This is a genomic window from Serratia quinivorans (assembly GCF_946227985.1).
Taxonomy (GTDB): Bacteria; Pseudomonadota; Gammaproteobacteria; order Enterobacterales; family Enterobacteriaceae; genus Serratia; species Serratia quinivorans_A.
This window is the reverse complement of record NZ_CAMKGL010000015.1, coordinates 95,011-121,191: the sequence shown is the minus strand read 5'-3', so window position 1 is coordinate 121,191 and position 26,181 is coordinate 95,011. Positions and strand designations below refer to the sequence as shown.

Below are 26,181 nucleotides of genomic sequence, written 5' to 3'. Positions count from 1 at the left end.
CCCATGCCGAACTCAGAAGTGAAACGCCGTAGCGCCGATGGTAGTGTGGGGTCTCCCCATGCGAGAGTAGGACACTGCCAGGCATCAATTAAGCCAAGAGGCCATCCGCAAGGATGGCCTTTTTGCTGTGTGCGAAAAACAAAAACAGACGCCGCTACGCGGCGCCTTTCAGCCATTCGGTGATGAAATCGGCAATGCTCTCCGGCTGGTTGAGATCTAAGGAGCTTGTCTTGACCGCTATCGATTTATCGCTGGCAACGGCGATAACAAACTCATCCAACATATCTTCAAGCGGCCTGCCTATCTCTTCACGATAGAGAATAATTTTACTAATGGGCTCATGTTTAAACCCCTCTACTAAAATCATATCCACCTTGCTACGATCAAAACGACTGGCCAGATACTGAAGATCCAACGGTTGCTGTTCCGGCGTTTCAGTCATTAAGGCCCAGCGACGATCGCTGGCGACCAAGGTTTGGTCGGCACCTGCTTTGCGAAGTTCATAACTGTCTTTGCCTGGTGTATCCACATCCATATCATGATGCGTATGTTTGATCAGTCCTACGCGGACTTCCCGCTGCTTTAATAAAGGAATTAATTGCTTAAGCAGCGTGGTTTTACCCGTTCCGCTATAGGCAGCAATCGCCAGTAAGGGGGGAAGAGCATTATGCATCGGTGAGTCCTTTTTCCTGCTGCCAGCGCAGGCAGTCTTCCGGGGTATTAAGATTATGGAATGCCGTTTGTTGGCCACTGAACGCTATTTGTCGCGCACCTGCCGCATCCAGGAACAACATCAACTTGCGCTCCCCACGGTCCAGATACTCTTTCAACTGAGGCGCCAGGCTGGTATGCAACAATGCCAGAGTGGGGTGTGCCCGCGCTCCATCGCTGGCATAGGCGGCCAGAGCACTGCCTTTCTGTTGCCAGAGTTGATCAACCAGCGTAGCGGGAAAATCGGGGACGTCGCAGGGGACAAAAACGACCCATTCGGTGCTCGCGTGTTTCAATCCGGCCAGCATGCCTGCTAGCGGGCCAGAAAAGTCAGGAGTCAGATCGCTGATGATTGGCTGGCCGCTTTCGCCATAGCGTGCCTGATTGCGATTGGCACTGATAACTATCTGGCCTACCTGTGGGCGTAGCCGAGAAAGTACGTACTGATACAGTGGTATACCGGCAATCTGAATCAGACCTTTATCTTCTCCGCTCATACGCGTGGCGCGCCCACCGGCTAAAATAATGCCGGTAATGTCCTCATGCATATCTATCATCCTGAATTTATGGCTAACGCCCTGATTGTAGCGCTAAAGACGGTGCGACATCAGGATTTACCTTTATTGACAAGCTGCTTCTTTCACTGCGTTGTTAAGCCTGTTACTTTGTGTGTTTATTGATTCTATTGGATGATATTGCGATGAAAACGCACCGCGTAAATGAGCTGATTGAGCTGCTACAGCCAGCCTGGCAGGAAGATCCGGATCTCAACCTTATCCCGTTTTTGCAAAAACTGGCACAGGAAGCCGGTTTCCAGGGCAATCTGGCCGACCTGAGCGATGATATCCTGATCTATCACCTGAAAATGCGCGGTAGCGCCGGCACCGAACAGATCCCCGGTTTGAAAAAGGATTACGAAGAAGACTTCAAAACGGCATTGCTTCGCGCCCGTGGGGTGATAAAGGATTAGCATTCGTGCGGTAAGGTGAACCAGTTACTCGTGAAACCTGCCATTAATGCTACTATTTCTCATTCCCGGCACAGTGGTGTCACCAAAAGAAACCGAATGTTGTTATGAACAACTCAGCTTTTAATTTTCAGACCCTGTCGCCCGACCTGATTATGGACGCGTTGGAGGGCATTGGTCTGCGTGTAGATTCCGGGCTGACAGCGCTTAACAGCTATGAAAACCGCGTCTACCAGTTTATGGACGAAGATCGTAAGCGTTACGTGGTGAAGTTTTATCGGCCCGAACGCTGGAGCGCAGAGCAAATTGGTGAAGAACACCAGTTCTCTCATGATCTTGCCATGGCGGAGATCCCGGCGGTTGCACCACTGGTCCTGCAAGGGAAAACGCTGCATACGCACAGCGGTTTTTTGTTTACTGTATTTCCCAGCGTTGGCGGGCGGCAGTATGAAATCGATAATCTCGATCAACTGGAGTGGGTGGGGCGTTTCCTGGGACGTATTCATCAGGTAGGTAGTGAAAGCCTGTTTGTAGAACGTCCGACAATCGGCATTGAGGAATATCTCACTGCGCCCCGTAAGGTGTTGGCTAGTTGTGAACTGTTGCCTAAGGCCCAGCGCGACAATTTCCTGAATGCGACCGACAGGTTGATCGAGGCAATTAAACAACATTGGCATTTGGACTGGCAACCACGACGTTTGCACGGTGATTGCCACCCGGGCAATATCCTGTGGCGTGATGGCCCGTTGTTTGTTGATCTGGATGACGCACGAAATGGGCCGGCAATACAGGATCTGTGGATGCTGTTGCATGGTGAACGTCGCGATCGCCTGATGCAGTTAGATATTTTGCTGGAAGCTTACTCCGAGTTTGCCGAGTTTGATCAAAGTGAATTAGCGTTGATCGAGCCGTTGCGGGCCATGCGTATGGTGTACTACCTGGCATGGGTTGCTCGGCGTTGGCAAGATCCCGCGTTTCCTAAAAGTTTTCCGTGGATGGCGGAGTCTGATTTTTGGTTATCTCAGACGGCGGCATTCACCGAGCAGGTTAAGCTGTTGCAGGAACCCCCTCTGCAGCTGATGCCAATGTATTGAAGCTTTAACACAATGGAGAGTTTAGTCTTATGAAGAAAATATGGTTGGCACTCGTTGGCATGGTAATGGCATTCAGTGCCTCAGCTGCGCAATTTAGCGATGGTGCTCAGTACGTAACCCTGGATAAGCCGGTGACCGGTGAACCTCAGGTACTGGAGTTCTTTTCCTTCTATTGCCCACACTGCTATCAGTTTGAGCAGGTATATCACGTTTCCGAAAATGTGAAAAAAGCGCTGCCTGCGGGCACTAAAATGACCAAGTACCACGTTGAATTCCTGGGGCCGTTGGGTAAACAACTGACTCAGGCATGGGCTGTGGCAATGGCGCTGGGTGTGGAAGATAAAGTTAGCCCGCTGATGTTTGAAGCGGTGCAGAAAACCCAGACCGTGCAAACTCCGGATGATATCCGCAATGTGTTTGTGAAGGCTGGCGTGAGTGCGGCTGATTATGATGGGGCCTTGAACAGCTTCGTGGTTAAATCCCTGGTGGTTCAACAGGAGAAAGCTGCAGAAGATCTGCAACTGCGTGGCGTGCCAGCGGTATTTGTTAACGGCAAATACATGGTTAAAAATGACGGACTGGATACCAGCTCGATGGATGCTTACGTGAAGCAATTCGCCGAAGTGGTTAAATTCCTCAGCCAGCAGAAGTAACCGAGATTTAAAGTAAAAAAGCCGGCTAAGCCGGCTTTTTTACTTTACGGTTGTTTTAACTTATCCAGCAATCGGTCTTTATCCTGCCAGAGTGTATTCAACCAAAGCTGGAAACGACGCTTAAACTGCTTATCGTTAAAGTAATCGCCATGCATGGTTTCATCGACTGGCAGCAGTTCAATTCTTACCACCACGCGTTTCAATCGCCCGCACAGCATATCCAGAAAAGGCCGCTCAGTATTTTCAGGATAAAGCAGGGTGACATTTAACACTTTATCGAACTGCTTGCCTAATGCACTGAGTGTAAAAGCTATGCCAGCGGCTTTTGGGGCCAGTAAATTGCGGTAGGGTGAGTTGGTTTTAATTTTCTTAGCTTCAGTAAAGCGCGATCCTTCCACAAAATTGACGATGGTGGTGGGACGCTTACGGAATTTTTCGCAGGAACGTCGTGTGGTTTCGATGTCATTACCGCGTTTTTCTGGGTGTTTAAGCAAATAGGCACGTGAATAACGTTTCATGAATGGCATATCCAGCGCCCAGCAGGCCAGGCCGACAAAGGGCACCCAGGCTAGCTGTTGCTTAAGAAAGTATTTATTCATTGGAATATGGTTACGGAACAACACGCACAGCACCACAATATCTGACCAGCTTTCGTGATTGCTGATCAGCAGATACCAGTTTTTCCGTTCCAGTCCTTCCAGCCCTTCAATATCCCAACGCAATTGCCAGTTAATACGTAATAGCAGTGCCAACCCTACGCACCAACACCACATCATAAAATCGGCAAAGGCTGAGATTCGTCGCCAGACGGCAGGAAAGGGCACCAGTAGCTTAATGATGCCAGCCAGCGTGATGGGGACTGAACAGAGTACGGTCACCAAAATGGCGAGCAGGGCAGAAAGTATAAAAATAACAGGGGATAACAATCTTGGCATGGTTATGGGCTGACGGTTGATGGCAACAGCGTTACATGCCGGTATGCATGAACAAAAAAATATTTTAACAGAAACCATAGAGGGAAAGCGCTCGTTAACAGTAACTGTTTTAAGGAGGAGGAAATAGGCATTTGCTGCGTTTTCGTGCAACTTGCTCATCTTGTGCTATGGTAATTGAGGCGCCAAACTTGATAAATAGTGCCATTAAAATTGGGTGCAAGATATATCCACAAATTGTGTAAAAGTCGATAATTACCCTCAGTTAAAATAACGCAATTTAACGCAGTGATTTTAATAAGAATTTTATTTCCACTTATAACGATAAACGCATCGTTATAATTTGCTGTCTTTTCTATGCACAAAGTTATCCACAGGCAGGATCTTGCGGATCGCTTCGCAAGATCACATGATTTTCATCTTCAGTGCACGCTAAGGTTCGTCTCCAGCGGCCAGCTATGGCATGCTTACCGCCATGTCCGATCACGATAAAGATAAAGTAACGCTATGGCTCAAATTGCAGAAAACCCATTAATCCTGGTTGACGGTTCCTCTTACCTCTACCGCGCTTACCACGCCTTCCCTCCGCTGACCAACTCCGCGGGTGAACCGACCGGGGCAATGTACGGCGTGCTGAATATGCTGCGCAGCTTATTGCTGCAGTACCAGCCAAGCCATGTTGCGGTGGTGTTTGATGCCAAAGGAAAAACCTTCCGTGATGAGCTGTTTGCAGAATACAAATCACACCGGCCGCCGATGCCGGACGATCTGCGCGCGCAAATCGAGCCGTTGCACAAAATGGTCAAGGCCATGGGGCTGCCGCTGTTGGTCACGCCCGGCGTCGAAGCCGACGATGTCATAGGCACGCTGGCGCTGGAAGCTGAAAAGGCCGGCCATGCGGTATTGATCAGCACCGGCGATAAAGACATGGCGCAGCTGGTTACGCCGAACGTCACCTTGATCAATACCATGAACAACACCATTCTCGGCCCGCAGGAAGTGTGTGACAAATACGGTATTCCACCGGAGCTGATTATCGACTTCCTGGCGCTGATGGGGGATGCCTCGGATAACATCCCAGGCGTACCGGGCGTGGGTGAGAAGACCGCGCAGGGGCTGTTACAGGGCCTGGGTGGGCTGGATGTGCTCTACGCGAATCTGGACAGTATCGCCACACTCAGCTTCCGTGGAGCTAAGACCATGGCGGCCAAACTGGAACAGAACAAAGAGATGGCATACCTCTCTTACAAGCTGGCCACTATCAAAACTGACGTCGAGCTGGATATTACCTGCGCCGATCTCCAGGTGTCTCCGCTGGACGTCGATACGTTGCAGCAGTTGTTCAAACAGTATGAATTTAAGCGCTGGCTGGCAGATGTCGAAGCCGGCGTTTGGCTGGAGGGCAAGAAAGGTACCGGTGTGAAAGCTACCAGCGCGGCGAAATCTTCTGCCAGTGCAGTGGCTGAAACCGGAAAAGCCCCGGCAGAAGCGACGCTGTCGCAAGAGGGTTACGTCACCATTCTGGATGAAGACACTTTCGCTGAGTGGCTGGAAAAACTGAAAAAAGCCGAAGTGTTCGCGTTTGATACCGAAACTGACGGCCTGGATACCCTGACCGCTAACCTTATCGGTCTGTCATTTGCCATTGCTCCGGGTGAAGCCGCTTATCTGCCGGTGGCTCATGACTATCTTGATGCGCCGACGCAGTTGGATCGCGCTCATGTGTTGGCCACGCTGAAGCCGCTGCTGGAAGACGAGAAAGCGCTGAAGGTCGGGCAAAACCTGAAGTTTGATATGAGCCTGCTGGCGCGTTATGACATTACGCTGCGCGGTATTGCCTTTGATACCATGCTGGAGTCCTATGTGCTGGACAGCGTGGGCGGCCGTCACGATATGGACAGCTTGTCCGATCGTTACCTTGGTCATAAAACCGTGACCTTCGAAGAGATTGCCGGTAAGGGTAAAAAGCAGCTCACCTTCAACCAGATTGCACTGGAGCAGGCAGCACCTTACGCGGCTGAAGATGCCGACGTGACGCTGCAATTACATTTGGCGATGTGGCCGCAATTGAAGGAAAGCGCTGAGCTGTTGACGGTTTTCAATCAGATTGAAATGCCGCTGTTGCCGGTGTTGTCGCATATCGAGCGAACCGGGGTGCTGATTGATCAAAGCATTTTGGCCACCCATTCCATTGAATTGACCAAGCGTCTGGCTGAGTTGGAAATTCAGGCCCATGAACTGGCGGAAGAGCCTTTCAACCTGGCGTCGACCAAACAGTTGCAGGCGATCCTGTACGAAAAACAAAAGCTGCCAATACTGAAGAAAACTCCGGGTGGTGCGCCTTCGACCAACGAAGAAGTACTGGCTGAGTTGGCGCTGGATTATCCTTTACCGAAGGTGATCCTGGAATACCGCGGCTTGGCGAAGTTGAAAACCACCTATACCGACAAGCTGCCGCTGATGATTAACCCGGTGAGTGGTCGGGTACATACCTCTTATCATCAGGCAGTGACGGCTACCGGGCGTCTCTCTTCCAGCGATCCCAACCTGCAGAATATTCCGGTGCGTAACGACGAAGGGCGGCGTATCCGTCAGGCATTTATTGCCCCTGAAGGCTACCGCATTGTTGCTGCCGACTATTCGCAAATTGAACTGCGTATTATGGCTCACTTGTCACAGGATGAGGGGTTGCTGAAAGCCTTTGCGGCTGGTGAGGATATCCACCGCGCCACGGCGGCTGAGGTGTTTGGCCTGCCGCTCGATAAAGTGACCAACGAACAGCGCCGCAGTGCCAAGGCGATTAACTTCGGTCTGATTTATGGCATGAGCGCATTTGGTCTGGCGCGTCAGTTAGGGATCCCTCGAGGTGAAGCGCAGCGCTATATGGATCTTTACTTCGAACGTTATCCGGGCGTACTCGAGTATATGGAACGCACCCGCCAGCAGGCCGCCAGTCAGGGCTACGTCAGCACGCTGGATGGCCGCCGTCTGTATCTGCCGGATGTCAGTTCCAGTAACGGCATGCGTCGTAAGGCGGCTGAGCGAGCGGCGATTAACGCCCCAATGCAAGGGACGGCAGCCGATATAATCAAACGTGCGATGATCGAAGTGGACGCCTGGCTGCAAGCTCAGGAGAAGCCACTGGTGCGTATGATTATGCAGGTACACGATGAATTGGTATTCGAGGTTCATGAGTCGGTGATTGAGGAGTCCAACCAGCGTATTCGTGAGCTGATGGAAAACAGCATGACGTTGGCCGTACCGCTGAAAGTCGACGTTGGCGTGGGTGCCAATTGGGATGAAGCTCACTGATAATGCGGTGATTCGTCAGCTAGCCCTTCAATAGCTGTGCTAACTGGCGATAACCTAAGCAGTTTTTGTAATTAAGCTACAAGATACGGCGATTGTTTCCGCAACCTCGCCGTTATTACGCACTAAACTGTGTAAGTAAACTACAAAAAATTCTTTTGCACTGCGAAAAAATCATGTAAAGTTACTCGCGTAGGGTACAGAGGTAAGATGTTCTATCTTTCAGACCTTTTACTTCACGTAATCGGATTTGGCTGAATATTTAGCCGCCCCAGTCAGTATTGACTGGGGCGTTTTTTATTGTAAAAACAAAGCCACGCCATAAGTTTTTCCTATTCTCTCCGAAACACTTTTTCCCCGTTCGCTCCCCTGAATTTGCTCATCCGCTGGGTTCCCATCGTTAAATGGTCATAAGAATTTATGATGGATTTCAGTCAAAACTGTAATTAGATAACGAAAAAAAGCTGACTTTGCGGATCGCAGGCGTAAAAAAGCCGATGCGTTTCCACATCGGCTACTGCGGCACCTGGGGCGTTGTTATTCGCCGGCGGTGTCGTCATCTTCCGGCAGCACTTCCGGTGGGATCTCGTTAAACCAGGTGTTCAGTTTCTGGCTCAGCTTGTCGACGCCGATTTTTTTCGGGGAGGAGAAGGCTTCAACCTGGATATCGCCCATAAACGGCACTACCGCTTCACGCACCATATTGAGCTGCGCCTTGCGCGCGCCAGATGCCAGCTTGTCCGCTTTGGTCAGCAGGATCATGACCGGCGTACCGACATCGACGGCCCACTGAATCATCTGTTGGTCGAGATCTTTCAACGGATGGCGGATATCCATCAGCACCACCAGGCCTTTCAGGCAGTTACGCATCTGCAGGTATTCACCCAGCGCACGCTGCCATTTGCGTTTCATCTCTTCAGGAACTTCAGCGTAGCCATAACCCGGCAGGTCGACAAGGCGAATGCCTTCTTCCACTTCAAACAGGTTAATCAGCTGGGTACGGCCCGGCGTTTTACTGGTACGCGCCAGGCCTTTCTGGTTGGTCAGGGTATTTAACGCGCTGGACTTACCGGCATTAGAGCGACCGGCGAACGCAACTTCAATACCTTCATCCCCCGGAAGATGGCGAATATCGGGCGCACTGGTGACGAAATGGGTCACATGATAATTGTAATTCTTGCTGGTCAAAATTTTTCGTCTCCGCAAGGATGGCTAACTGGTTGGCGATTATAACTGCATCAGCGGTAAAAATGGTGTGTTTCTCTGTTTTTAAGCATCGAGCCAGCAGGGCGTGGCAGTCAGGCCTAAGTGAGCTTGTGAGACATTCGCCATTCGAATAGGGGGCAATGTCGCTTTATTCGAAAGCTGTTTTTATTCTTTACCTTTAAAAACAGAATGTTAATTCTCCGTTGTATTTTTTGTTATGCCAATTGCCCGATAGCTACCTTGAGCCTAATTCCCGATAGCGTAAAGTAGATTGCAGCACAGGGCTGTGCAGGATTAAGGAACATCCGGGAAGGGTGATAAATCTCATGGCGTGCACAGGAAGTGCTGGAGTACCAGGATGAACCCAGAAGGAATTGACCTATTTGCATCTGAATATGCGAATAGCACAAGGATGGTGAAGTCACTGCAATTTGGATGCCCGCGGGAAGCGCGCTCAGGAAGAGTGGATGCGCATGGATTGTGCCATGGACGATTTTTCTTTCAGGATGAAGGACGTAGTGCGGCAGGGAATGCGTTTATAGCAAAAGGAAAAACCAGGATGTTGAGTGTACGCACGGAGCGCGTAGCAGGAATATCCTTCGAAAGAGGGTGCAAATAGGCGGCGGGTTTAACCTGCCGCCTTTTTTCTTTGTCCGCTTTCTGCTAGATTCCGCCGCAATCGTATAGCATCTATCTCTATACTGAATCTACATACCTAAGAGCATACGCTATGAACCAGCCATCAAAAGCACCTCGCGCCCCACGCAGCAGCGCGGCGACGCCGAAAAACAAAAAGAAAAGCCGTGCGGAGCTCGATCAGGAAGCCCGTGAACACAAGCGTGCGAAAAAACGCCGTGGTCTCGCTTCCGGTTCTCGCACCCAGGTTGAGTCTGCTAATCAAAAAAATAAAGCGGCGGCTCAGGCCAAAGATCCACGTATTGGCAGCAAAGTGCCGGTAGCGCTGGTGGTTGAAGATAAACCAAAAGCCAAACCGCAACCCAAGCCGAAAGCTGAAGCCAAGCCTAAGCCACGTTTGACGCCGGAAGAAGAACTGGCCAAGCTGGAAAATGATGAGCGTCTTGACGCACTGCTGGATCGCATTGATGACGGCGAGACTCTGAGCGCCGAAGATCAGACATATGTTGATCAGACGCTGGATCGTATCGATGCCCTGATGGAGCAATTGGGCATTGAATTGGGTGATGACGACGAAGAAGAAGAAGAGAAGCGGGAAGATATCCTGAAACTGCTGAAAGGCGGTAACCCAAAAGACGTAATTTAACGCGTCATGTGGCTGATCCTGACAATAGCCCTACTCTTGATGTGTTATCTGCTGTGGTTATTCGGTAAACTATGGCGGCTGTCTAAACGCAAAACGCGTTTTCGCAGCGCTTCCGCGGCCAGACAGCGTAGACAACTGCCCATTTCCCGGCCCGGTAGGAAAAAGAAACCCGACAGATTTTAAGTTGCAGGTAGGCGGCAACAGAACGAATCCCCTGGAGCTTGGTAAACCAAGTGACTGGGGTGAGTGAAAGCAGCCAACACCCCTGCAGTTTAAAAGATAAAGGGGATACCGGAAGGAGTGAGCATGTCAGAGCAGGCAATTGTCTGGGATCTGGCCCTGATCCAGAAATATAACTATTCAGGGCCACGTTATACCTCATACCCCACAGCGCTGGAGTTCAACCAGGGCTATGACGAAGCGGCGTTTCAACGCGCTGCTGCGCGCTATCCAGAACGTCCGCTGTCGCTGTATGTGCATATCCCTTTCTGCCACAAACTCTGCTATTTCTGTGGCTGCAACAAGCTAGTGACGCGTCAGACGCATAAGGCCGATGAATATCTGGCGGTGCTGGCACAGGAAATCGCCCATCGCGCGCCTCTGTTTGCCGGGCGTAAAGTCGGTCAGTTGCATTGGGGTGGCGGCACACCGACTTACCTGAGCAAGTCGCAAATCAGCAAGCTGGTGGCAATGCTGCGCCAACACTTTGATTTTCTGCCCGATTTGGAAATGTCGATCGAAGTCGATCCGCGCGAGATTGAGCTGGATGTGCTCGATCATTTACGCTGCGAAGGCTTTAACCGCCTGAGCATGGGGGTACAGGATTTCAATAAAGAAGTGCAGCGGCTGGTGAACCGTGAGCAGGATGAAACCTTTATCTTCGCTCTGATCGCTCGCGCCAAGGCGTTGGGCTTTAACTCCACCAATATTGATCTGATCTACGGGCTGCCAAAACAGACGCCGGAGAGCTTTGCTTACACCCTGCAGCGGGTGGCGGAACTCAACCCGGATCGCCTCAGCGTATTCAACTACGCCCATATGCCGAACCTGTTTGCAGCCCAACGCAAAATCAAAGATGCGGATTTGCCGAGTGCGCAGCAGAAACTGGATATCCTGCAGCAGACCATCGCCTCGCTGACTGAGTCCGGCTATCAGTTTATCGGCATGGACCACTTTGCCCGCCCGGATGATGAACTGGCTGTGGCACAGCGCGAAGGGAAACTGCACCGCAACTTCCAGGGATACACCACTCAGGGTGACAGCGATTTGCTGGGGCTGGGCGTGTCTGCCATCAGCATGCTGGGCGACAGCTATGCTCAGAACCAGAAAGAACTGAAGACCTATTACAGTAGCGTTGAGGCGCAGGGAAATGCCTTATGGCGCGGCCTGGCGATGACGGAGGACGACTGCCTGCGGCGTGAGGTGATCAAAACGCTGATCTGCAATTTCAAACTGGACTATCTGGCAATAGAACAACAGTTCGCTATCGACTTCGCCGACTATTTTGCCGAAGACCTGCAACTGCTGGCACCGTTTGAACGCGATGGGCTGGTGGAGCGTGACGAACAGGGGATCTACGTCACGCCACGTGGTCGGTTGCTGATCCGCAATATTTGCATGTGTTTTGATATCTACCTGCGGCAGCAGGCGCGCACTCAGCAATTCTCTCGGGTTATTTGATCGATAAAGAAACGGCCGCATTAGCGGCCATTTTTTCAATTATAAATTCAACTGAAGAAATTAATCAGTGCTGCGCACAGCACCGCAGCAACGGCTGCCTGCGGCGTGTGGCTGGCGGCAGAGCCAAGCTCCGCGCCTTGGGAAATGAATGCGACAAATGAGTCCAGCATCGAGAGCCTCCAGAGTGTGCGCCCCGATCATACTGCCGGCAGAGCGGCTGTAAAGCCTGGAATAGCCGATTTTTTGTGCGCTTGATTGTGTTTTCTATAATTAACAACGCAAACTATTCCATTCCCAACTCTTTCAACTTGCGCGTTAACGTATTGCGGCCCCAACCCAGCAAGCGAGCGGCTTCCTGCTTATGCCCCTGGGTATGGCGCAGCGCGGTAGTGAGCAAAGTGCGCTCCATTTCCGGTTGCGCTTCCGACAGCAAGTTTTGATGACCGGAACGCAGTGCCCGGTCGGCCCACTGCGCCAGCAGCGTAGCCCAACTGTCCGGCAAGCTGTGGCCGGCCGTTTCCGGCGCTGCGGTTTCAAACAGCTCACTCGGCAGATCCTGAATCAGCACTTCCTGCCCGGCGGCCATGACGGTTAACCAGCGACAGGTGTTTTCCAACTGACGCACGTTACCTGGCCAAGGCAGGCGGGTCAGGGCGGTTTCGGTTTCAGGATGCAGATTCTTCGCCTCAACGCCCAGCTCTTTTGCCGCCACTTGCAGGAAGTAGCGCGCCAGACGCGGTATGTCTTCACGACGTTCACGCAACGGTGGCAGATGTACGCGAATGACGTTCAGGCGATGGAACAAATCTTCACGGAATTTACCTTCCTGTACCCGCAGCTCCAGGTTCTGGTGGGTGGCGGCGATAATGCGCACGTCCACCTTCACCGGTGCGTATCCACCGACCCGGTAGAATTGACCATCTGCCAGCACACGCAGTAAACGGGTTTGAACATCCAGCGGCATATCGCCGATTTCATCCAGGAACAGTGTCCCGCCGTCGGCCTGCTCAAAACGGCCCTGACGGATCTGATTGGCGCCGGTAAAAGCCCCTTTCTCGTGGCCGAACAGCTCGGATTCGATCAGGTCTTTAGGGATCGCCGCCATATTCAACGCGATAAACGGAGATTTGGCTCGCGGGCTGTGGCGATGCAGGGCATGGGCCACCAGTTCTTTACCGGTGCCGGATTCGCCGTTGATCAGCACGCTGATCGATGAACGCGACAGGCGGCCAATGATGCGGAACACGTCCTGCATCGCCGGGGCTTCGCCGATAATGTCCGCCACCGGGTCGTTGGCAGGCTGGCTGCGTGCCGGTTGTTGCTGTTCCTGATAATGGCTGATGGCGCGTTCTACCAGCGCAACCGCTTCATCGATATCAAAGGGTTTTGGCAGATAATCGAACGCCCCTTGCTGGTAGGCACTGACCGCGGCGTCCAAATCCGAATGCGCCGTCATTATGATGACCGGAAGCATCGGGTGACGCTGCTTGATCTGCTTGAGCAACGCCAGACCATCCATACCCGGCATGCGGATGTCAGACAGCAACACGTCAGGAGTTTGCGTGGCCAAGGCTTCCAGTACCGCATTGCCATTTTCAAAGGTCACGCAACTCACGCCCGCTCCAGTGAGCGCGCGCTCAAGCACCCAGCGGATGGAGCTATCGTCATCGACGATCCAGACTATCCCTCGTTGCATAGAAAACCTCACTGGCGAATAGGCAGGTAAACCGAGAATTCGGTATGTCCTGGCCAACTGTTAAATTCAATTTTTCCGCAATGCTGATCGATAAGATTACGGGCGATGGATAAACCCAGGCCGGTTCCGCCTTCGCGGCCGCTGACCATTGGGTAAAACAGCGTGTCCTGCAACTGCGCCGGTACGCCAGGGCCGTCATCCTCAATATCGATACGTGCCGCTAACCGGTAGCGGGTGCCGTGCAGGGTGATCTGGAATGCGGTACGGGTGCGCAGCGTGATGGTACCGCCGGCGTCACCCAGCGCCTGCAGCGCATTGCGAGTGATGTTCAGCAACACCTGTTCGATTTGGTCCGGGTCGTGCGCCAACTCCGGCAGGCTCGGGTCGTAGTCGCGCACCAGCGTCACGTTATCCGGCTTCTCCAGCGACACCAGTTGGCAGACTCGCTCCGCCACCTGGTGAATACTCTGAGTAATGTGCTGGCCCGGCCGTTGCGGGCCCAGCAGGCGATCGACCAGATTGCGCAGGCGGTCGGCCTGCTCAATGATCACCTTGGTGTATTCGGTCAGCGACGGATCGGGCAGAGCCTTGGCCAGCAGCTGTGCCGCACCGCGCAGCCCGCCAAGCGGATTTTTAATCTCATGCGCCAGGCCGCGAACCAGATCGCGGGCGGCAACCTGCTGGGCGTGCTGCAACTGTTCCTGACTCAGGCGGCGTTGGTTATCCATGGGCGCCAGTTCGATCAGGATATAGCCTTCAGATAGCGTCTGAGCGGTCAGGGAGAGGATATGCGCACGCCCGTCAACCACCAGGGTCACTTCGCTATCGGTAAAGCCCTGACCAGCGCGCAGGCTCTCACGCATCAGATCGACATTCAGCGAGAAATAGCCGAGCAGATCGGGTAACGGTGTACCGAAAAGTTTACGGGAACTTTGTGCCAGCAGTTGTTGTGCTGCCGGATTGGCGTAATGAACGGCCAGCGAGTCATCCAACAGCAGGATGCTGTTGATGAGAGAATTGAGGATCTGCCCAGCATCGGGCAGCTTGCCAGTTGCCATATAGCAGACTCCTGCACCTTTTTAGTGCATCTATCCTACTCCATCCGCCATGCGTGCGGTACGGAATAGTTTTGCAGAAAATACGGTGGAGAAAAAAACCCATCCGAAGATGGGCAGAAAGTTTCCACGGCAACAAAAAAGACAACTAAATCTGAGCGCCGTCCGCAGACGGCGCGGTAAAACTTAAACGCTGTAGTACAGTTCGAACTCAACCGGGTGTGGCGTCATGCGAACGCGGTCCATTTCTTCTTTACGCAGATCGATGTAAGCGTCGATCGCGTCGTCGGTGAATACGCCACCACGGGTCAGGAACTCGCGGTCTTCGCTCAGTGCAGCCAGCGCTTCATCCAGAGAGCCTGCAACTTTTGGAATTTCAGCTTCTTCTTCCGGTGGCAGGTCATACAGGTTTTTGTCCATGGCATCGCCAGGGTGGATTTTGTTAATCACACCGTCCAGGCCTGCCATCAGCAGAGCTGCGAAGCACAGGTATGGGTTGGCCGCTGGATCCGGGAAACGGGCTTCGATACGGCGCGCTTTCGGGCTGGCTACCACTGGGATACGGATGGAAGCAGAACGGTTACGGGCTGAGTAAGCCAGCATCACCGGTGCTTCGTAGCCTGGGACCAGACGTTTGTAAGAGTTGGTGGTCGGGTTGGCCAGGGCATTGATCGCTTTGGCGTGCTTGATGATGCCGCCGATGTAGAACAGGGCAGTTTCAGACAGGCCGCCGTATTTGTCGCCGGCGAACAGGTTGGTCCCGTTCTTGGACAGTGACATGTGGCAGTGCATACCGGAGCCGTTATCACCGAACATAGGTTTCGGCATGAAGGTCGCGGTTTTACCAAATGCGTGAGCCACGTTGTGAACCACGTATTTGTAGATTTGGATTTCGTCGGCTTTCTTGGTCATGGTGTTGAAGCGGGTTGCCACTTCGTTTTGACCTGCAGTTGCCACTTCGTGGTGGTGCGCTTCAACCACCAGGCCCATTTCTTCCATGGTCAAACACATGGTAGAACGGATGTCCTGTGACGAGTCGACCGGAGGAACCGGGAAGTAACCGCCTTTGACTGCCGGACGGTGACCTTTGTTGCCGCCATCGTATTTGGTGCCGGAGTTCCATGCGCCTTCGATATCGTCGATAGCTACGTGGGAACCACGGATGCTGCTGCCGAAACGAATATCATCGAACAGGAAGAATTCTGGCTCAGGCCCGAACAACACGGTGTCCGCGATGCCGGAAGAACGCAGGAAGTCTTCTGCACGCTTGGAGATTGAACGTGGGTCACGGTCGTAGCCCTGCATGGTGCCTGGCTCGAGGATGTCGCAGCGAATGATCAGCGTGGATTCTTCGAAGAACGGATCCAATACCGCCGTGCTGGCGTCTGGCATCAGCACCATGTCAGATTCATTGATGCCCTTCCAACCACCGATCGAGGAGCCGTCAAACATTTTACCTTCTTCGAAGAAGTCGGCATTTACCTGATGAGAAGGGATGGTAACGTGCTGTTCCTTACCCTTGGTGTCAGTGAAACGCAGGTCTACGAATTTCACTTCATGCTCATTCAGCATCGTCAAAACGTGTTCAGCGGACATACTTAACTCTCCCGGATTTGTCATTGTCTTCGTCGTGGAACGAATCTGTGGAACTGGCTTTTTTTGTCTTGAAAAGACTAAAGCGAAAACTGTGCCAACTTTGCGAAAGCGCTTTAATCGCCTTTCTGCGCGGCTTTTGCACAGAATCAGTATGCACCATCAGTGACGTTTTGCACTTAAATGGTGCAATCAATGGGCGGTGGGGCACTGTAATGGTGCAAAAGTGCACCAGATGCTGCTTTTTGCACCGTGAAAGGGATCACATACTGACCTGTACACAGTTGTTTATAAGAGACTGTTGTGATCTTGTTTAGTCCCTCGCTTAATACGTGTACAATAGCGCGCTATTTCTAATGCCTGAGGCAAAGCTGTGATCGAAAATTTGCGTAACATCGCCATTATTGCCCACGTTGACCATGGTAAGACCACCCTGGTTGATAAGCTGCTGCAACAATCCGGTACTTTCGGAGAGCGTGTAGAAGCCACCGAACGCGTAATGGACTCCAACGATTTGGAGAAAGAGCGTGGGATTACCATCCTCGCTAAAAACACCGCCATTAATTGGAAAGACTACCGCATCAACATCGTGGATACCCCAGGACACGCCGACTTCGGCGGTGAGGTTGAGCGTGTGATGTCAATGGTTGACTCGGTGCTGCTGGTTGTGGATGCAATGGATGGCCCAATGCCGCAAACCCGTTTCGTGACCAAAAAAGCGTTTGCTAATGGTCTGAAGCCGATCGTGGTAATCAACAAGGTTGACCGTCCGGGCGCACGTCCTGATTGGGTTGTTGATCAGGTCTTCGACCTGTTCGTTAACCTCGACGCGACCGACGAGCAGCTCGACTTCCCAATCATCTATGCTTCTGCACTGATGGGGATCGCGGGTACTGACCACAACGAGATGGCGGAAGACATGACCCCGCTGTATCAAGCGATCGTAGACCACGTGTCTGCACCGCAGGTTGAGCTCGAAGCACCGTTCCAGATGCAGATCTCTCAGCTGGACTACAACAACTACGTTGGCGTTATCGGCATCGGCCGTATCAAGCGTGGTAAGGTCAAGCCGAACCAGCAGATCACTATCATTGATAGCGAAGGCAAAACCCGCAACGGTAAAGTTGCCAAGGTTCTGACCCACATGGGTCTGGAGCGTATCGAAGCGCCTATCGCTGAAGCGGGTGACATCATCGCTATCACCGGTCTGGGCGAGCTGAACATCTCTGATACCATCTGTGATGTGAACGCGGTTGAAGCGCTGCCGGCACTGTCTGTTGATGAACCGACGGTAACCATGTATTTCAACGTCAACACCTCTCCGTTCTGTGGTAAAGAAGGCAAGTACGTGACTTCACGTCAGATCCTCGACCGTCTGAACAAAGAGCTGGTGCACAACGTGGCACTGCGTGTTGAAGAAACCGAAGATGCTGATGCATTCCGCGTATCTGGCCGTGGTGAACTTCACCTGTCGGTTCTGATCGAAAACATGCGTCGTGAAGGTTTCGAGCTGGCGGTTTCCCGTCCTAAAGTTATCAACCGTAAAATCGATGGCCGCATGCAAGAGCCATTCGAAAACGTGACGCTGGATATCGAAGAACAGCACCAGGGTTCAGTCATGCAAGCCATGGGTGAGCGCAAAGGTGACGTTAAGGACATGATCCCAGACGGCAAAGGTCGTATTCGCCTGGATTACCTGATCCCTGCGCGTGGCCTGATCGGTTTCCGTACCGAATTCATGACCATGACTTCCGGTACCGGTCTGCTGTATTCCACCTTCAGCCACTACGATGACGTGCGCCAGGGTGAAATCGGCCAGCGTCAGAACGGCGTGCTGATCTCTAACGGCCAGGGCAAGGCAGTAGCATTCGCCCTGTTCGGTCTGCAAGATCGCGGCAAGCTGTTCCTGGGTCACGGTGCAGAAGTGTATGAAGGCCAGATCATCGGTATTCACTCACGTTCTAACGACCTGACCGTGAACTGCCTGACCGGTAAGAAGCTGACCAACATGCGTGCTTCCGGTACTGACGAAGCGACTACCCTGGTTCCTGCTATCAAAATGTCCCTGGAGCAAGCTCTGGAGTTCATCGATGATGACGAACTGGTAGAAGTTACCCCAACGTCCGTACGTATTCGTAAACGTCACCTGACTGAAAACGATCGTAAGCGTGCAAGCCGCGGTCCTAAAGAAGCTTAATCGCTGATTTAGTCTGCAACACTTAGGGCGCGTCCAGCGCCCTGAGTTTTTTCCTCTGTCTTTTCCCATTTCTGCCGCGTGCTATACGCTTTTCCACCTGCTCTCTATTCAGCCTCTGCTTTTCCCGCTACAGTAAAATCTCACCGGCCCATCAGGAGAGGACTATGCTGTATATCTTTGATTTAGGTAATGTGATCGTCGATATCGATTTCAAACGTGTACTGGGTGTATGGAGTAATTTAAGCGGTACGCCATTGGCGGTCTTGTCCGAACGTTTCACTATGGGCGAGTTGTTCCAACAGCATGAGCGTGGTGAAATCAGCGATGAAGATTTTGCCGGGCAACTCAGTGAAGAGATGGGCATCGCCCTCAGTTTCGAACAGTTCGCTACCGGTTGGCAGGCGGTGTTTGTCGCCCTGCGCCCGGAAGTGATCGACATCATGAAACGCCTGCGTAGCGAAGGTCACCGTGTGGTGGTGCTGTCGAATACCAACCGCCTGCACTGCAACTATTGGCCACAGCATTACCCACAAGTGGCCGAAGCCGCCGATCATCTGTACCTGTCTCAGGATATCGGTATGCGCAAACCGGACGCCAACATCTATCAGCACGTGTTAAGCGCAGAAAATACCCCTCCCGAGCAGGCGGTATTTTTTGATGACGTGGCGGCTAATGTGGCCGCGGCTGAGGCGTTGGGTATTAAAGGGGTGCACGTGACCGATAGTGACGTGGTGCCGGCTTATTTTGCCCAATGACCACGAAGGGTTAAGCTTAAGGCGTATAAACTGACATCAAGGAGTGGCTATGTCATTTTTCCGCCGCAAGAGGCTACCCTCAGCGATCAAACCCAGCGTCACCTTTGGGCGGCTGCTGATCAAACGCGTCGACAGCGATGGCCTGACTATGCTGGCAGGCCATTTGGCTTACGTCTCCCTGCTGTCGCTGGTGCCACTGGTGACCGTAGTCTTCGCGTTGTTTGCTGCCTTCCCGATGTTCTCCGATATCAGCGTCCAACTGAAGAGCTTCATCTTTTCCAACTTCATGCCTGCCGCCGGCAATGTGATCCAAAGTTATCTGGAGCAGTTTGTCGCCAACTCCAACAAGATGACTGCCGTCGGCACTTGCGGGTTGATTGTCACCGCACTGCTGTTGATCTCCTCGGTGGACAGCGTGCTAAACACCATCTGGCGCAGCAAAAACACGCGTCCAATCGTGTTTTCTTTCGCGGTGTACTGGATGGTACTGACCCTGGGGCCACTGTTGGTCGGTGCCAGCATGGCGATCAGTTCCTATCTGCTGTCGCTTAACTGGTTGGCGCAAACCGGTGTTAACAGCCTGGTTGATCAGGTATTGCGTATATTTCCGCTGATCCTGTCATGGATATCGTTCTGGCTGCTGTATTGCATTGTGCCGACGGTGCGGGTGCCGCCCAAGGATGCATTGATTGGTGCGCTGGTGGCCGGGGTGTTATTTGAGCTGGGCAAGAAGGGTTTTGCGCTGTACGTCACCATGTTCCCGTCTTATCAGTTGATTTACGGCGTGCTGGCGGTGATCCCCATTTTATTCCTCTGGGTCTACTGGAGCTGGTGTATCGTGTTACTCGGTGCAGAAATCACGGTGACCATAGGGGAATACCGCGACTACCGCCGACAGAAGGCGGAACAACAGGCTCAGCCACCAGAAGGGCAGTTATGATTGCGTTAATTCAACGGGTATTAAATGCCAGCGTCACGGTCGAAGGCCAGACGGTAGGCAACATCGGTCCAGGTTTGTTAGTGTTATTGGGCGTGGAGCAGGACGATAACGAGCAGAAGGCCGTGCGTCTGTGTGAACGTGTTCTGGGGTATCGCATCTTTGGCGATGAGAACGACAAGATGAATCTCAATGTCCAACAGGCAGGGGGCAGCCTGCTGGTGGTCTCGCAGTTCACGCTGGTGGCCGATACGCAAAAAGGCATGCGCCCGAGCTTCTCACGGGGTGCGCAACCTTTGGTCGCCGATCGGTTATACCAATATTTTGTTGGCCAGTGCCGCGAGCGCGGCATAGAAACCCAAACCGGTGAATTCGCCGCGGACATGAAAGTCGCGCTGGTGAACGATGGCCCGGTGACGTTTTGGCTTCAGGTTTAAGTATTTTCAAAGAGAAGGCGTCTATGTATCACCTACGAGTACCGGTAACAGAACAAGAACTGAAGGATTATTACCAGTTCCGCTGGGAAATGCTGCGCAAGCCGCTGCACCAGCCGGTGGGGTCGGAAAAGGATGCCTATGACGCCATGGCGCATCACCAAATGGTGGTGGACGAGGCCGGAAAAATTGTCGCGATTGGGCGGCTGTATATTAATGCCGACAACGAAGCCGCGATTCGTTTTCTGGCAGTAGACCCGACGGTGCAGGACAAGGGGCTGGGTACGCTGGTGGCCATGACACTGGAGTCCGTGGCACGCCAGGAAAGCGTGAAGCGTGTAGTGTGTAGCGCCCGTGAAGATGCGGTGGATTTCTTTGCCAAACTGGGTTTTGTCAATCAGGGTGAGATCACTGCGCCGCAGACCACGCCGATTCGTCACTTCCTGATGATAAAACCCGTGGCGACGCTGGACGATATTCTGCATCGCCCCGACTGGTGCGGCCAGCTGCAACAGGCCTGGTACGATCATATTCCACTCAGTGAGAAGATGGGCGTGCGCATTAGCCAATACACGGGGCAACGCTTTGTCACCACCATGCCGGAGATAGGCAACCAGAACCCGCATCATACGCTGTTCGCCGGTAGCCTGTTCTCGTTGGCGACATTGACCGCCTGGGGATTAATCTGGTTGCTGCTGCGTGAGCGCCATTTGGGCGGCACTATTATTCTGGCGGATGCCCATATTCGTTACAGCAAGCCGATCACCGGTCGGCCGCGCGCGGTGGCGGATCTCAGTTCGTTGAGCGGTGACTTGGCGCGTCTGGCGCGTGGTCGTCGTGCTCGAGTGCAGGCTGAAGTCCACCTGTTCGGTGACGATGACCGAGGGGCGGTGTTTGAAGGCACTTATATGGTGCTGCCCGCCGAGCCGGAAGTGCCCCTGGACCAGGGCGGTTGCGAGGCGATCGAAGGTTGATACTGTGGCCCTCTGTGCTGAGAGGGCCACTTCAAACTCAAGGCAGTTGTTGCTCCAACGTTTGTCCCGCCTTGCTGGTGGCCTGTAACCGGCCCTGCAAAGAAGACTTGAACGGCCCATCGCTGCTTAGCAAGCCTTTCAACTGTAATTGCAGGTTGCCGTCGCCTTCCAGTGGTACCTGTTGCCATCCCCATTGTTGTAGCGTGTTCACCGGTACCGAGCGCCCGTTCAGCGACAGCGTGAAGGGTTTGCCCGGCAGTTGCTCAACGGTGGCTTTGGCCTCCAGCAAGCCCTGCGGCATAAAGGCACTGAGATCGGTGACGTTAATTTGGCTGTCATTGGCGTTCAGCGCCAGCGATGGTCGACGAACATCGATTTTGTTGAAGGTTGCTTCGCTAGCGTTGAGATTCAGCGTGCCGGACCAGATGCCCCATTGGTGGTCGCGTGCCAGCAGCAGATTACTGCCGTAGCCGTCCAGCGCGGTTAGCTGGAACGGAAAGGCCGGATTGATATCGATGATCAGGTTGCGGTTGGTGGTCAGCTTGTTGACGTACACCTCCGCCAACCAGTGCGGGAGTTGTCGCAACCATAGCTCGCGCCAGTCGATTGGCAATGTGTATTCCAATGCGGCGACCGCTACCTCATCGAGTTGCAGCCGGTTGTTGGCGCGCAGCCAGTTGCCGGAAGTGCGCAACAGTCCACCTTCCCAACGGGTGGTGAACTGTTGAATGGCAATGCCGGCCGGCGAGAGCCGCATATTCATGATCGGATCAATCAGGTGGAAACTGCCGTTTATCAGATCGCTGGCATTGAAGTTCAGCGAACCGTCCGGACTGCTCCAGTCGCCCTGCTGGAAGGTGACATTTTGCAGCGACAGGTCAAGGTCGTTGAATGCCCACTCTTTACCTTCCAGCCGAGCATCGATCAGGTCAAAACGTTTTAGCGTGATCGGCGGCAGGGCAGTAAAGCGCTGCCAGAACTGTTCCAGCGTCAGGGGGGTCTGAAAGCGCACGCCGCTTAGCCGCAGGCGTTCCACCTGCCAGCTGCCATCGGCGGCACGGGTCGCTACGCCAGTCAAGTCACCTTGCGCCAGGTCGGCACCGAAGTTACTGAGCAGCAACTGGTTTTGTTTGAGTTCGCCTTGTACCAATACCTGTGAGGCGGGGATGCCGTTCAGCGTCATAGAACCGGCGCTGAACTGGAACTGATGGTTTTCACCCAATGGATGACCGGCCTTCGGTTGCCATGGCGTAATACCGGCATTGACCTGTTGGGCATTAAGCTGCCAGGTTTCATCGTTGGATTGCAGCGCCATATTGCTCAGTTGCAGTACATCGGCCCGTAACGGCAATACAGCATTCTGCTGAGGTAACTTAAGCGTACCCTCGCGTAGCGTTACGCTATGGAAATAACGCGGCTCGGTAAGTTGGCGCAGGCTGAGGCCGAGATCCAGTCGCTTGGCGACCAGCGAGGGTGGCTGATTCTTTGTCGCTAACTGAACGTCTTCCAGGCTGATTTGACCCGGTTGGTCCCACGAGTGCGAGATCTTCGCTACCGACAGGCGATATTCACTGTTATCGCTAACCCAGCGGCTCAACCAGCCCGCAGCCCAACGGGTTTGCCCTATGATGTACAACAGCGCAATGGCAAGCACTACCAGCAGCAGTAACGTCAGCAACAGTTTCCCGATAAATTTCATCGTCTACATCCGCGTCGGTCAAAAAAGATACCCTGTTTATGCCGCAATTGGCCGGGCATCTCAAGTGCAATGGTCTGATAGGCAATAAAAAACGGCCGCGAGCGACCGTTTAATCGTCGGAGTGGCCGATTATGGCTTTTCGTGTTCGTGCGGGAACACCAGGTTCAGCACGATAGCGGTGATACCGCCGGCAGCAATGCCTGAAGAGAGCAGGGTTTTCAGCCAGTCCGGCGCGAACTGCAGGATCAGCGGCTGCTGGGAAACGCCCATACCCACCGCCAGAGACAGCGCCATGATCATGATTGCGCGGCGATTCAGTCGTTCGCGAGACACGATACGTACGCCAGATGCAGCGATGGTGCCGAACATCACCAGGGTTGCACCGCCCAGGACCGGCTCGGGAATATGTTGCACGAAACCGGCCACCGCTGGGAACAGCCCCAGTACGATCAGCATCAGTGCCACCACGAAACCGACATAGCGACTGGCGACGCCGGTCAGTTGGATCACGCCGTTGTTTTGACCAAAGCACGAGTTGGGGAAGGTATTGAATACGGCCGACAGCATCGAGTTCAGGCCGTTGGCCAGCACGCCGCCCTTCAGGCGTTTCATATACAGCGGACCGCTGACCGGCTGTTCTGACACGTCCGAGGTGGCGGTGATATCGCCGATGGTTTCCAGTGAGGTGACCATAAAGATCAACATCAGAGGCAACAGCAGGTTCCAGTCAAAGCCCAGACCGTAATAGAGCGGCGTTGGGATGACTATTGCTGCCGCCTCGAGAGCCGGTTGGCTTTGCGGCAACATATCCATGGCCCAGGCCAGCAGATAGCCGACCGCCATGGCAATCACCAGCGAGGCAACGCGCAGGTAGGGGTTGCGCTGACGGTTAAGCAGAATGATGACCAATAATACCGCACCGGCCAACAGCAGGTTTTTAGGGGCGCCGAAGCTGCCCCCGTTCATCGCGGCATAGCCGCCGCCGATGGAGGTCAGTCCGACCTGGATCAGTGATAAACCGATAATCATCACCACAATCCCGGAGACCAGCGGGGTGATAATACGGCGTGCCAGGTGAAGGACGCGCGACAACAGAATTTCGGTGCAGGAGGCGACCATTAGCGTGCCAAACAGCGCTGCCATCATGGTGGGGACATCGGCACCGCCGTTTTTCAGCGCCAGACCGCCCATAATCAGCGGCGAGACAAAGTTAAAGCTGGTGCCCTGAATGGACAGCAGGCCAGAACCGACCGGCCCCCAGGTTTTAATTTGCAGGATAGAGGCCAGGCCGGAGGCGAACAGTGACATGCTGATAATGTGTTGAGTATCTTGCGCCGGCAGACCCAGTGCTTGGCAGATCAACAGAGCCGGGGTAATCACCGCAACAAACATCGCCAGCAAGTGCTGACCGGCGGCAAACAGCGTCTGCGGCAGCGGTGGGCGGTCTTCCAGGCGATAAATCAGTTCACTGTTGCGGGGAGTGGCAGATGCTTTTTGCACGGCATCGAGCTCGGTGGATGGCATGGTCATGGTGTGGCATTTCCAGAAACGGCAAAGCAGGCATTTTAATGATTTGACCCACAAAAGCAAACGGTTGCGCGTTAAAGTTATGTTAGCTTTATCGCCGGTTATGTCGCATTTTCATTCATTTTTTCTTGTGTTATCAGCGTTTTTTACTTCTAATCCTGCACTCATCAAGTTTTAAAAACTAAGCGGTTTTCTATAACTTATTATTTCTTAATTGGATCTTTCCCCTTACATGGAGTACCTGGATGTTTCATCTTGATACTTATGGCACGTTAGTCGCGGCAACATTGGTTTTGCTCCTCGGGGGCAAATGTGTCACCAGCATTCCCCTGTTGAGAAAATACACTATCCCCGCCCCTGTCGCCGGTGGTTTGCTGGTGGCGCTCCTGTTGTTAGCCCTGAAAAAGCTGGTTAACTGGGAAATCAGCTTCGATATGTCGCTGAAAGACCCGTTGATGCTGGCCTTCTTCGCCACCATCGGTCTGAATGCCAACCTGGCGCGATTGCGTGCGGGCGGCAAGGCATTAATGGTGTTCCTGTTTGTGGTGCTGGGCCTGCTGCTGGTGCAGAACGCCATCGGCATCGGCATGGCAAAAATGCTGGGTCTGGATCCGCTGATGGGTCTGATTGCCGGCTCCATCACCTTGTCCGGTGGGCATGGCACCGGGGCGGCCTGGAGCAAACTGTTTATCGAACGCTACGGGTTTGAAAATGCCACGGAAGTGGCGATGGCCTGTGCCACCTTCGGGCTGGTACTGGGTGGCCTGATCGGCGGCCCGGTTGCGCGTTATCTGGTGAAGCACTCGTCCACGCCGGAAGGCACGCCGGATGACAGCGTCCAGCCAAGCGGTTTTGAAAAGCCTGAGAGCGGTCGTTTGATCACTTCGCTGGTCATGATTGAAACCATCGCCATGATCGCCATCTGTCTGAGTCTGGGACAGCTTATCGCCGGTCTGTTGAATGGTACGGTGTTTGAACTGCCAAACTTCGTCTGCGTGCTGTTTGTTGGCGTGATCCTCAGCAACACCCTGGCCTTTACCGGCTTTTATACCGTATTTGAACGCGCGGTATCGGTGCTGGGTAACGTCAGCCTGTCACTGTTCCTGGCGATGGCATTGATGAGCCTGCGGCTGTGGGAGCTGGCTTCGCTGGCGCTGCCGATGTTGGCGATCCTGGCGGTGCAAACGCTGGTAATGGCGCTGTACGCGATTTTCGTCACCTACCGGGTGATGGGCAAAAACTACGATGCGGCGGTACTGGCAGCGGGTCACTGTGGCTTCGGCATGGGGGCGACGCCAACGGCGATCGCCAATATGCAGGCGATTACCGATCGCTTCGGCCCATCGCACCTGGCGTTTCTGGTGGTGCCGATGGTGGGGGCGTTCTTTATTGATATCGCCAACGCGATTGTGATTAAGCTGTATCTGCTGTTGCCGGTGTTCCCGGCGATAGGTTGATTCGCGGATTGCAATAAACCATA

At 53.4% G+C, this 26,181-nt stretch carries 22 protein-coding genes; 12 read left to right on the top strand and 10 right to left on the bottom strand.

The annotated features are described in order from the left end of the window. Positions 1-154: 154 nt before the first annotated feature. Together mobB and mobA are read right to left on the bottom strand one after the other, a co-directional pair. On the bottom strand, positions 155-673 hold the full coding sequence (gene mobB / locus OCH02_RS24170; protein WP_261433331.1) for a molybdopterin-guanine dinucleotide biosynthesis protein MobB: 519 nt from the start codon (positions 671-673) through the stop codon (positions 155-157). After that, entirely contained in the window at positions 666-1,259 is a 594-nt protein-coding gene (gene mobA / locus OCH02_RS24165) for a molybdenum cofactor guanylyltransferase MobA (RefSeq protein ID WP_261433330.1), read from the bottom strand. Before mobA ends, mobB begins: the two co-directional genes overlap by 8 nt. Before the next feature lie 152 nt (positions 1,260-1,411). Here mobA and OCH02_RS24160 point away from each other — a divergent pair, with 152 nt between their 5' ends. The 3 genes from OCH02_RS24160 (at position 1,412) to dsbA (ending at position 3,425) form a co-directional block, all read left to right on the top strand. Further along, complete coding sequence (locus tag OCH02_RS24160) at positions 1,412-1,681, top strand: YihD family protein (RefSeq protein WP_012147559.1); 270 nt, start codon at positions 1,412-1,414, stop codon at positions 1,679-1,681. A 104-nt stretch (positions 1,682-1,785) separates the two neighbouring features. Beyond that, a complete protein-coding gene (locus OCH02_RS24155) occupies positions 1,786-2,772 on the top strand; it encodes a serine/threonine protein kinase (RefSeq protein ID WP_261433328.1) in 987 nt (328 codons plus the stop codon). Between the two features lie 29 nt (positions 2,773-2,801). Beyond that, the gene (dsbA, locus tag OCH02_RS24150; protein WP_135318566.1) at positions 2,802-3,425 is read left to right on the top strand and encodes a thiol:disulfide interchange protein DsbA; all 624 of its coding nucleotides are present in this window, start codon (positions 2,802-2,804) and stop codon (positions 3,423-3,425) included. 44 nt (positions 3,426-3,469) lie between these two features. Here the strand turns inward: dsbA and OCH02_RS24145 are convergent, their stop codons facing one another. Further along, positions 3,470-4,360, bottom strand: coding sequence for an acyltransferase (locus tag OCH02_RS24145; protein ID WP_261433336.1), 891 nt, complete (start codon positions 4,358-4,360; stop codon positions 3,470-3,472). 504 nt (positions 4,361-4,864) lie between these two features. Here OCH02_RS24145 and polA point away from each other — a divergent pair. Then, complete coding sequence (polA, locus tag OCH02_RS24140) at positions 4,865-7,669, top strand: DNA polymerase I (RefSeq protein ID WP_261433322.1); 2,805 nt, start codon at positions 4,865-4,867, stop codon at positions 7,667-7,669. 534 nt (positions 7,670-8,203) lie between these two features. Here the strand turns inward: polA and yihA are convergent. Next, entirely contained in the window at positions 8,204-8,854 is a 651-nt protein-coding gene (yihA, locus tag OCH02_RS24135) for a ribosome biogenesis GTP-binding protein YihA/YsxC (RefSeq protein ID WP_112349269.1), read from the bottom strand. 748 nt (positions 8,855-9,602) lie between these two features. On the opposite strand from yihA, the gene yihI reads away from it, so the two are divergent. Both yihI and hemN read left to right on the top strand, forming a co-directional pair. Continuing rightward, positions 9,603-10,154 (top strand): Der GTPase-activating protein YihI, encoded by a 552-nt coding sequence (gene yihI, locus OCH02_RS24130; RefSeq protein WP_174355317.1) that lies wholly within the window; start codon positions 9,603-9,605, stop codon positions 10,152-10,154. Between the two features lie 306 nt (positions 10,155-10,460). Next, the gene (gene hemN, locus OCH02_RS24125; protein ID WP_261433321.1) at positions 10,461-11,834 is read left to right on the top strand and encodes an oxygen-independent coproporphyrinogen III oxidase; all 1,374 of its coding nucleotides are present in this window, start codon (positions 10,461-10,463) and stop codon (positions 11,832-11,834) included. Positions 11,835-11,881: 47 nt separating this feature from the next. On the opposite strand, the gene OCH02_RS24120 is transcribed toward hemN, so the two are convergent. The 4 genes from OCH02_RS24120 to glnA all read right to left on the bottom strand — a co-directional run bounded on the left by OCH02_RS24120 (position 11,882) and on the right by glnA (position 16,181). After that, a complete protein-coding gene (locus tag OCH02_RS24120) occupies positions 11,882-12,004 on the bottom strand; it encodes a YshB family small membrane protein (protein WP_261433320.1) in 123 nt (40 codons plus the stop codon). A gap of 113 nt (positions 12,005-12,117) precedes the next feature. Beyond that, a complete protein-coding gene (gene glnG, locus OCH02_RS24115) occupies positions 12,118-13,530 on the bottom strand; it encodes a nitrogen regulation protein NR(I) (RefSeq protein ID WP_012147551.1) in 1,413 nt (470 codons plus the stop codon). An 8-nt stretch (positions 13,531-13,538) separates the two neighbouring features. Further along, a complete protein-coding gene (glnL, locus tag OCH02_RS24110) occupies positions 13,539-14,588 on the bottom strand; it encodes a nitrogen regulation protein NR(II) (protein ID WP_261112868.1) in 1,050 nt (349 codons plus the stop codon). Between the two features lie 183 nt (positions 14,589-14,771). After that, on the bottom strand, positions 14,772-16,181 hold the full coding sequence (gene glnA, locus OCH02_RS24105) for a glutamate--ammonia ligase (RefSeq protein ID WP_012147549.1): 1,410 nt from the start codon (positions 16,179-16,181) through the stop codon (positions 14,772-14,774). 370 nt (positions 16,182-16,551) lie between these two features. Between glnA and typA the strand changes: the two genes are divergently transcribed. The 5 genes from typA to fabY all read left to right on the top strand — a co-directional run bounded on the left by typA (position 16,552) and on the right by fabY (position 21,475). Beyond that, entirely contained in the window at positions 16,552-18,375 is a 1,824-nt protein-coding gene (typA, locus tag OCH02_RS24100; protein ID WP_012147548.1) for a ribosome-dependent GTPase TypA, read from the top strand. 164 nt (positions 18,376-18,539) lie between these two features. Further along, on the top strand, positions 18,540-19,130 hold the full coding sequence (yihX, locus tag OCH02_RS24095) for a glucose-1-phosphatase (protein ID WP_261433319.1): 591 nt from the start codon (positions 18,540-18,542) through the stop codon (positions 19,128-19,130). A gap of 49 nt (positions 19,131-19,179) precedes the next feature. Further along, positions 19,180-20,070 (top strand): virulence factor BrkB family protein, encoded by an 891-nt coding sequence (locus tag OCH02_RS24090; RefSeq protein ID WP_261433318.1) that lies wholly within the window; start codon positions 19,180-19,182, stop codon positions 20,068-20,070. Further along, on the top strand, positions 20,067-20,504 hold the full coding sequence (gene dtd / locus OCH02_RS24085) for a D-aminoacyl-tRNA deacylase (RefSeq protein WP_261433316.1): 438 nt from the start codon (positions 20,067-20,069) through the stop codon (positions 20,502-20,504). Before OCH02_RS24090 ends, dtd begins: the two co-directional genes overlap by 4 nt. A 23-nt stretch (positions 20,505-20,527) precedes the next feature. After that, complete coding sequence (fabY, locus tag OCH02_RS24080; RefSeq protein WP_261433315.1) at positions 20,528-21,475, top strand: fatty acid biosynthesis protein FabY; 948 nt, start codon at positions 20,528-20,530, stop codon at positions 21,473-21,475. A gap of 37 nt (positions 21,476-21,512) precedes the next feature. Here fabY and OCH02_RS24075 read toward each other — a convergent pair whose 3' ends face one another. Both OCH02_RS24075 and OCH02_RS24070 read right to left on the bottom strand, forming a co-directional pair. After that, the gene (locus OCH02_RS24075; RefSeq protein WP_261433314.1) at positions 21,513-23,174 is read right to left on the bottom strand and encodes an AsmA family protein; all 1,662 of its coding nucleotides are present in this window, start codon (positions 23,172-23,174) and stop codon (positions 21,513-21,515) included. 129 nt (positions 23,175-23,303) lie between these two features. Next, positions 23,304-24,704: a nucleobase:cation symporter-2 family protein gene (locus tag OCH02_RS24070; RefSeq protein ID WP_261433309.1), complete on the bottom strand. Its 1,401-nt coding sequence runs from the start codon at positions 24,702-24,704 to the stop codon at positions 23,304-23,306. A gap of 242 nt (positions 24,705-24,946) precedes the next feature. Here OCH02_RS24070 and gltS point away from each other — a divergent pair, with 242 nt between their 5' ends. Next, positions 24,947-26,158: a sodium/glutamate symporter gene (gene gltS / locus OCH02_RS24065; RefSeq protein WP_017894460.1), complete on the top strand. Its 1,212-nt coding sequence runs from the start codon at positions 24,947-24,949 to the stop codon at positions 26,156-26,158. Positions 26,159-26,181: the final 23 nt, after the last annotated feature.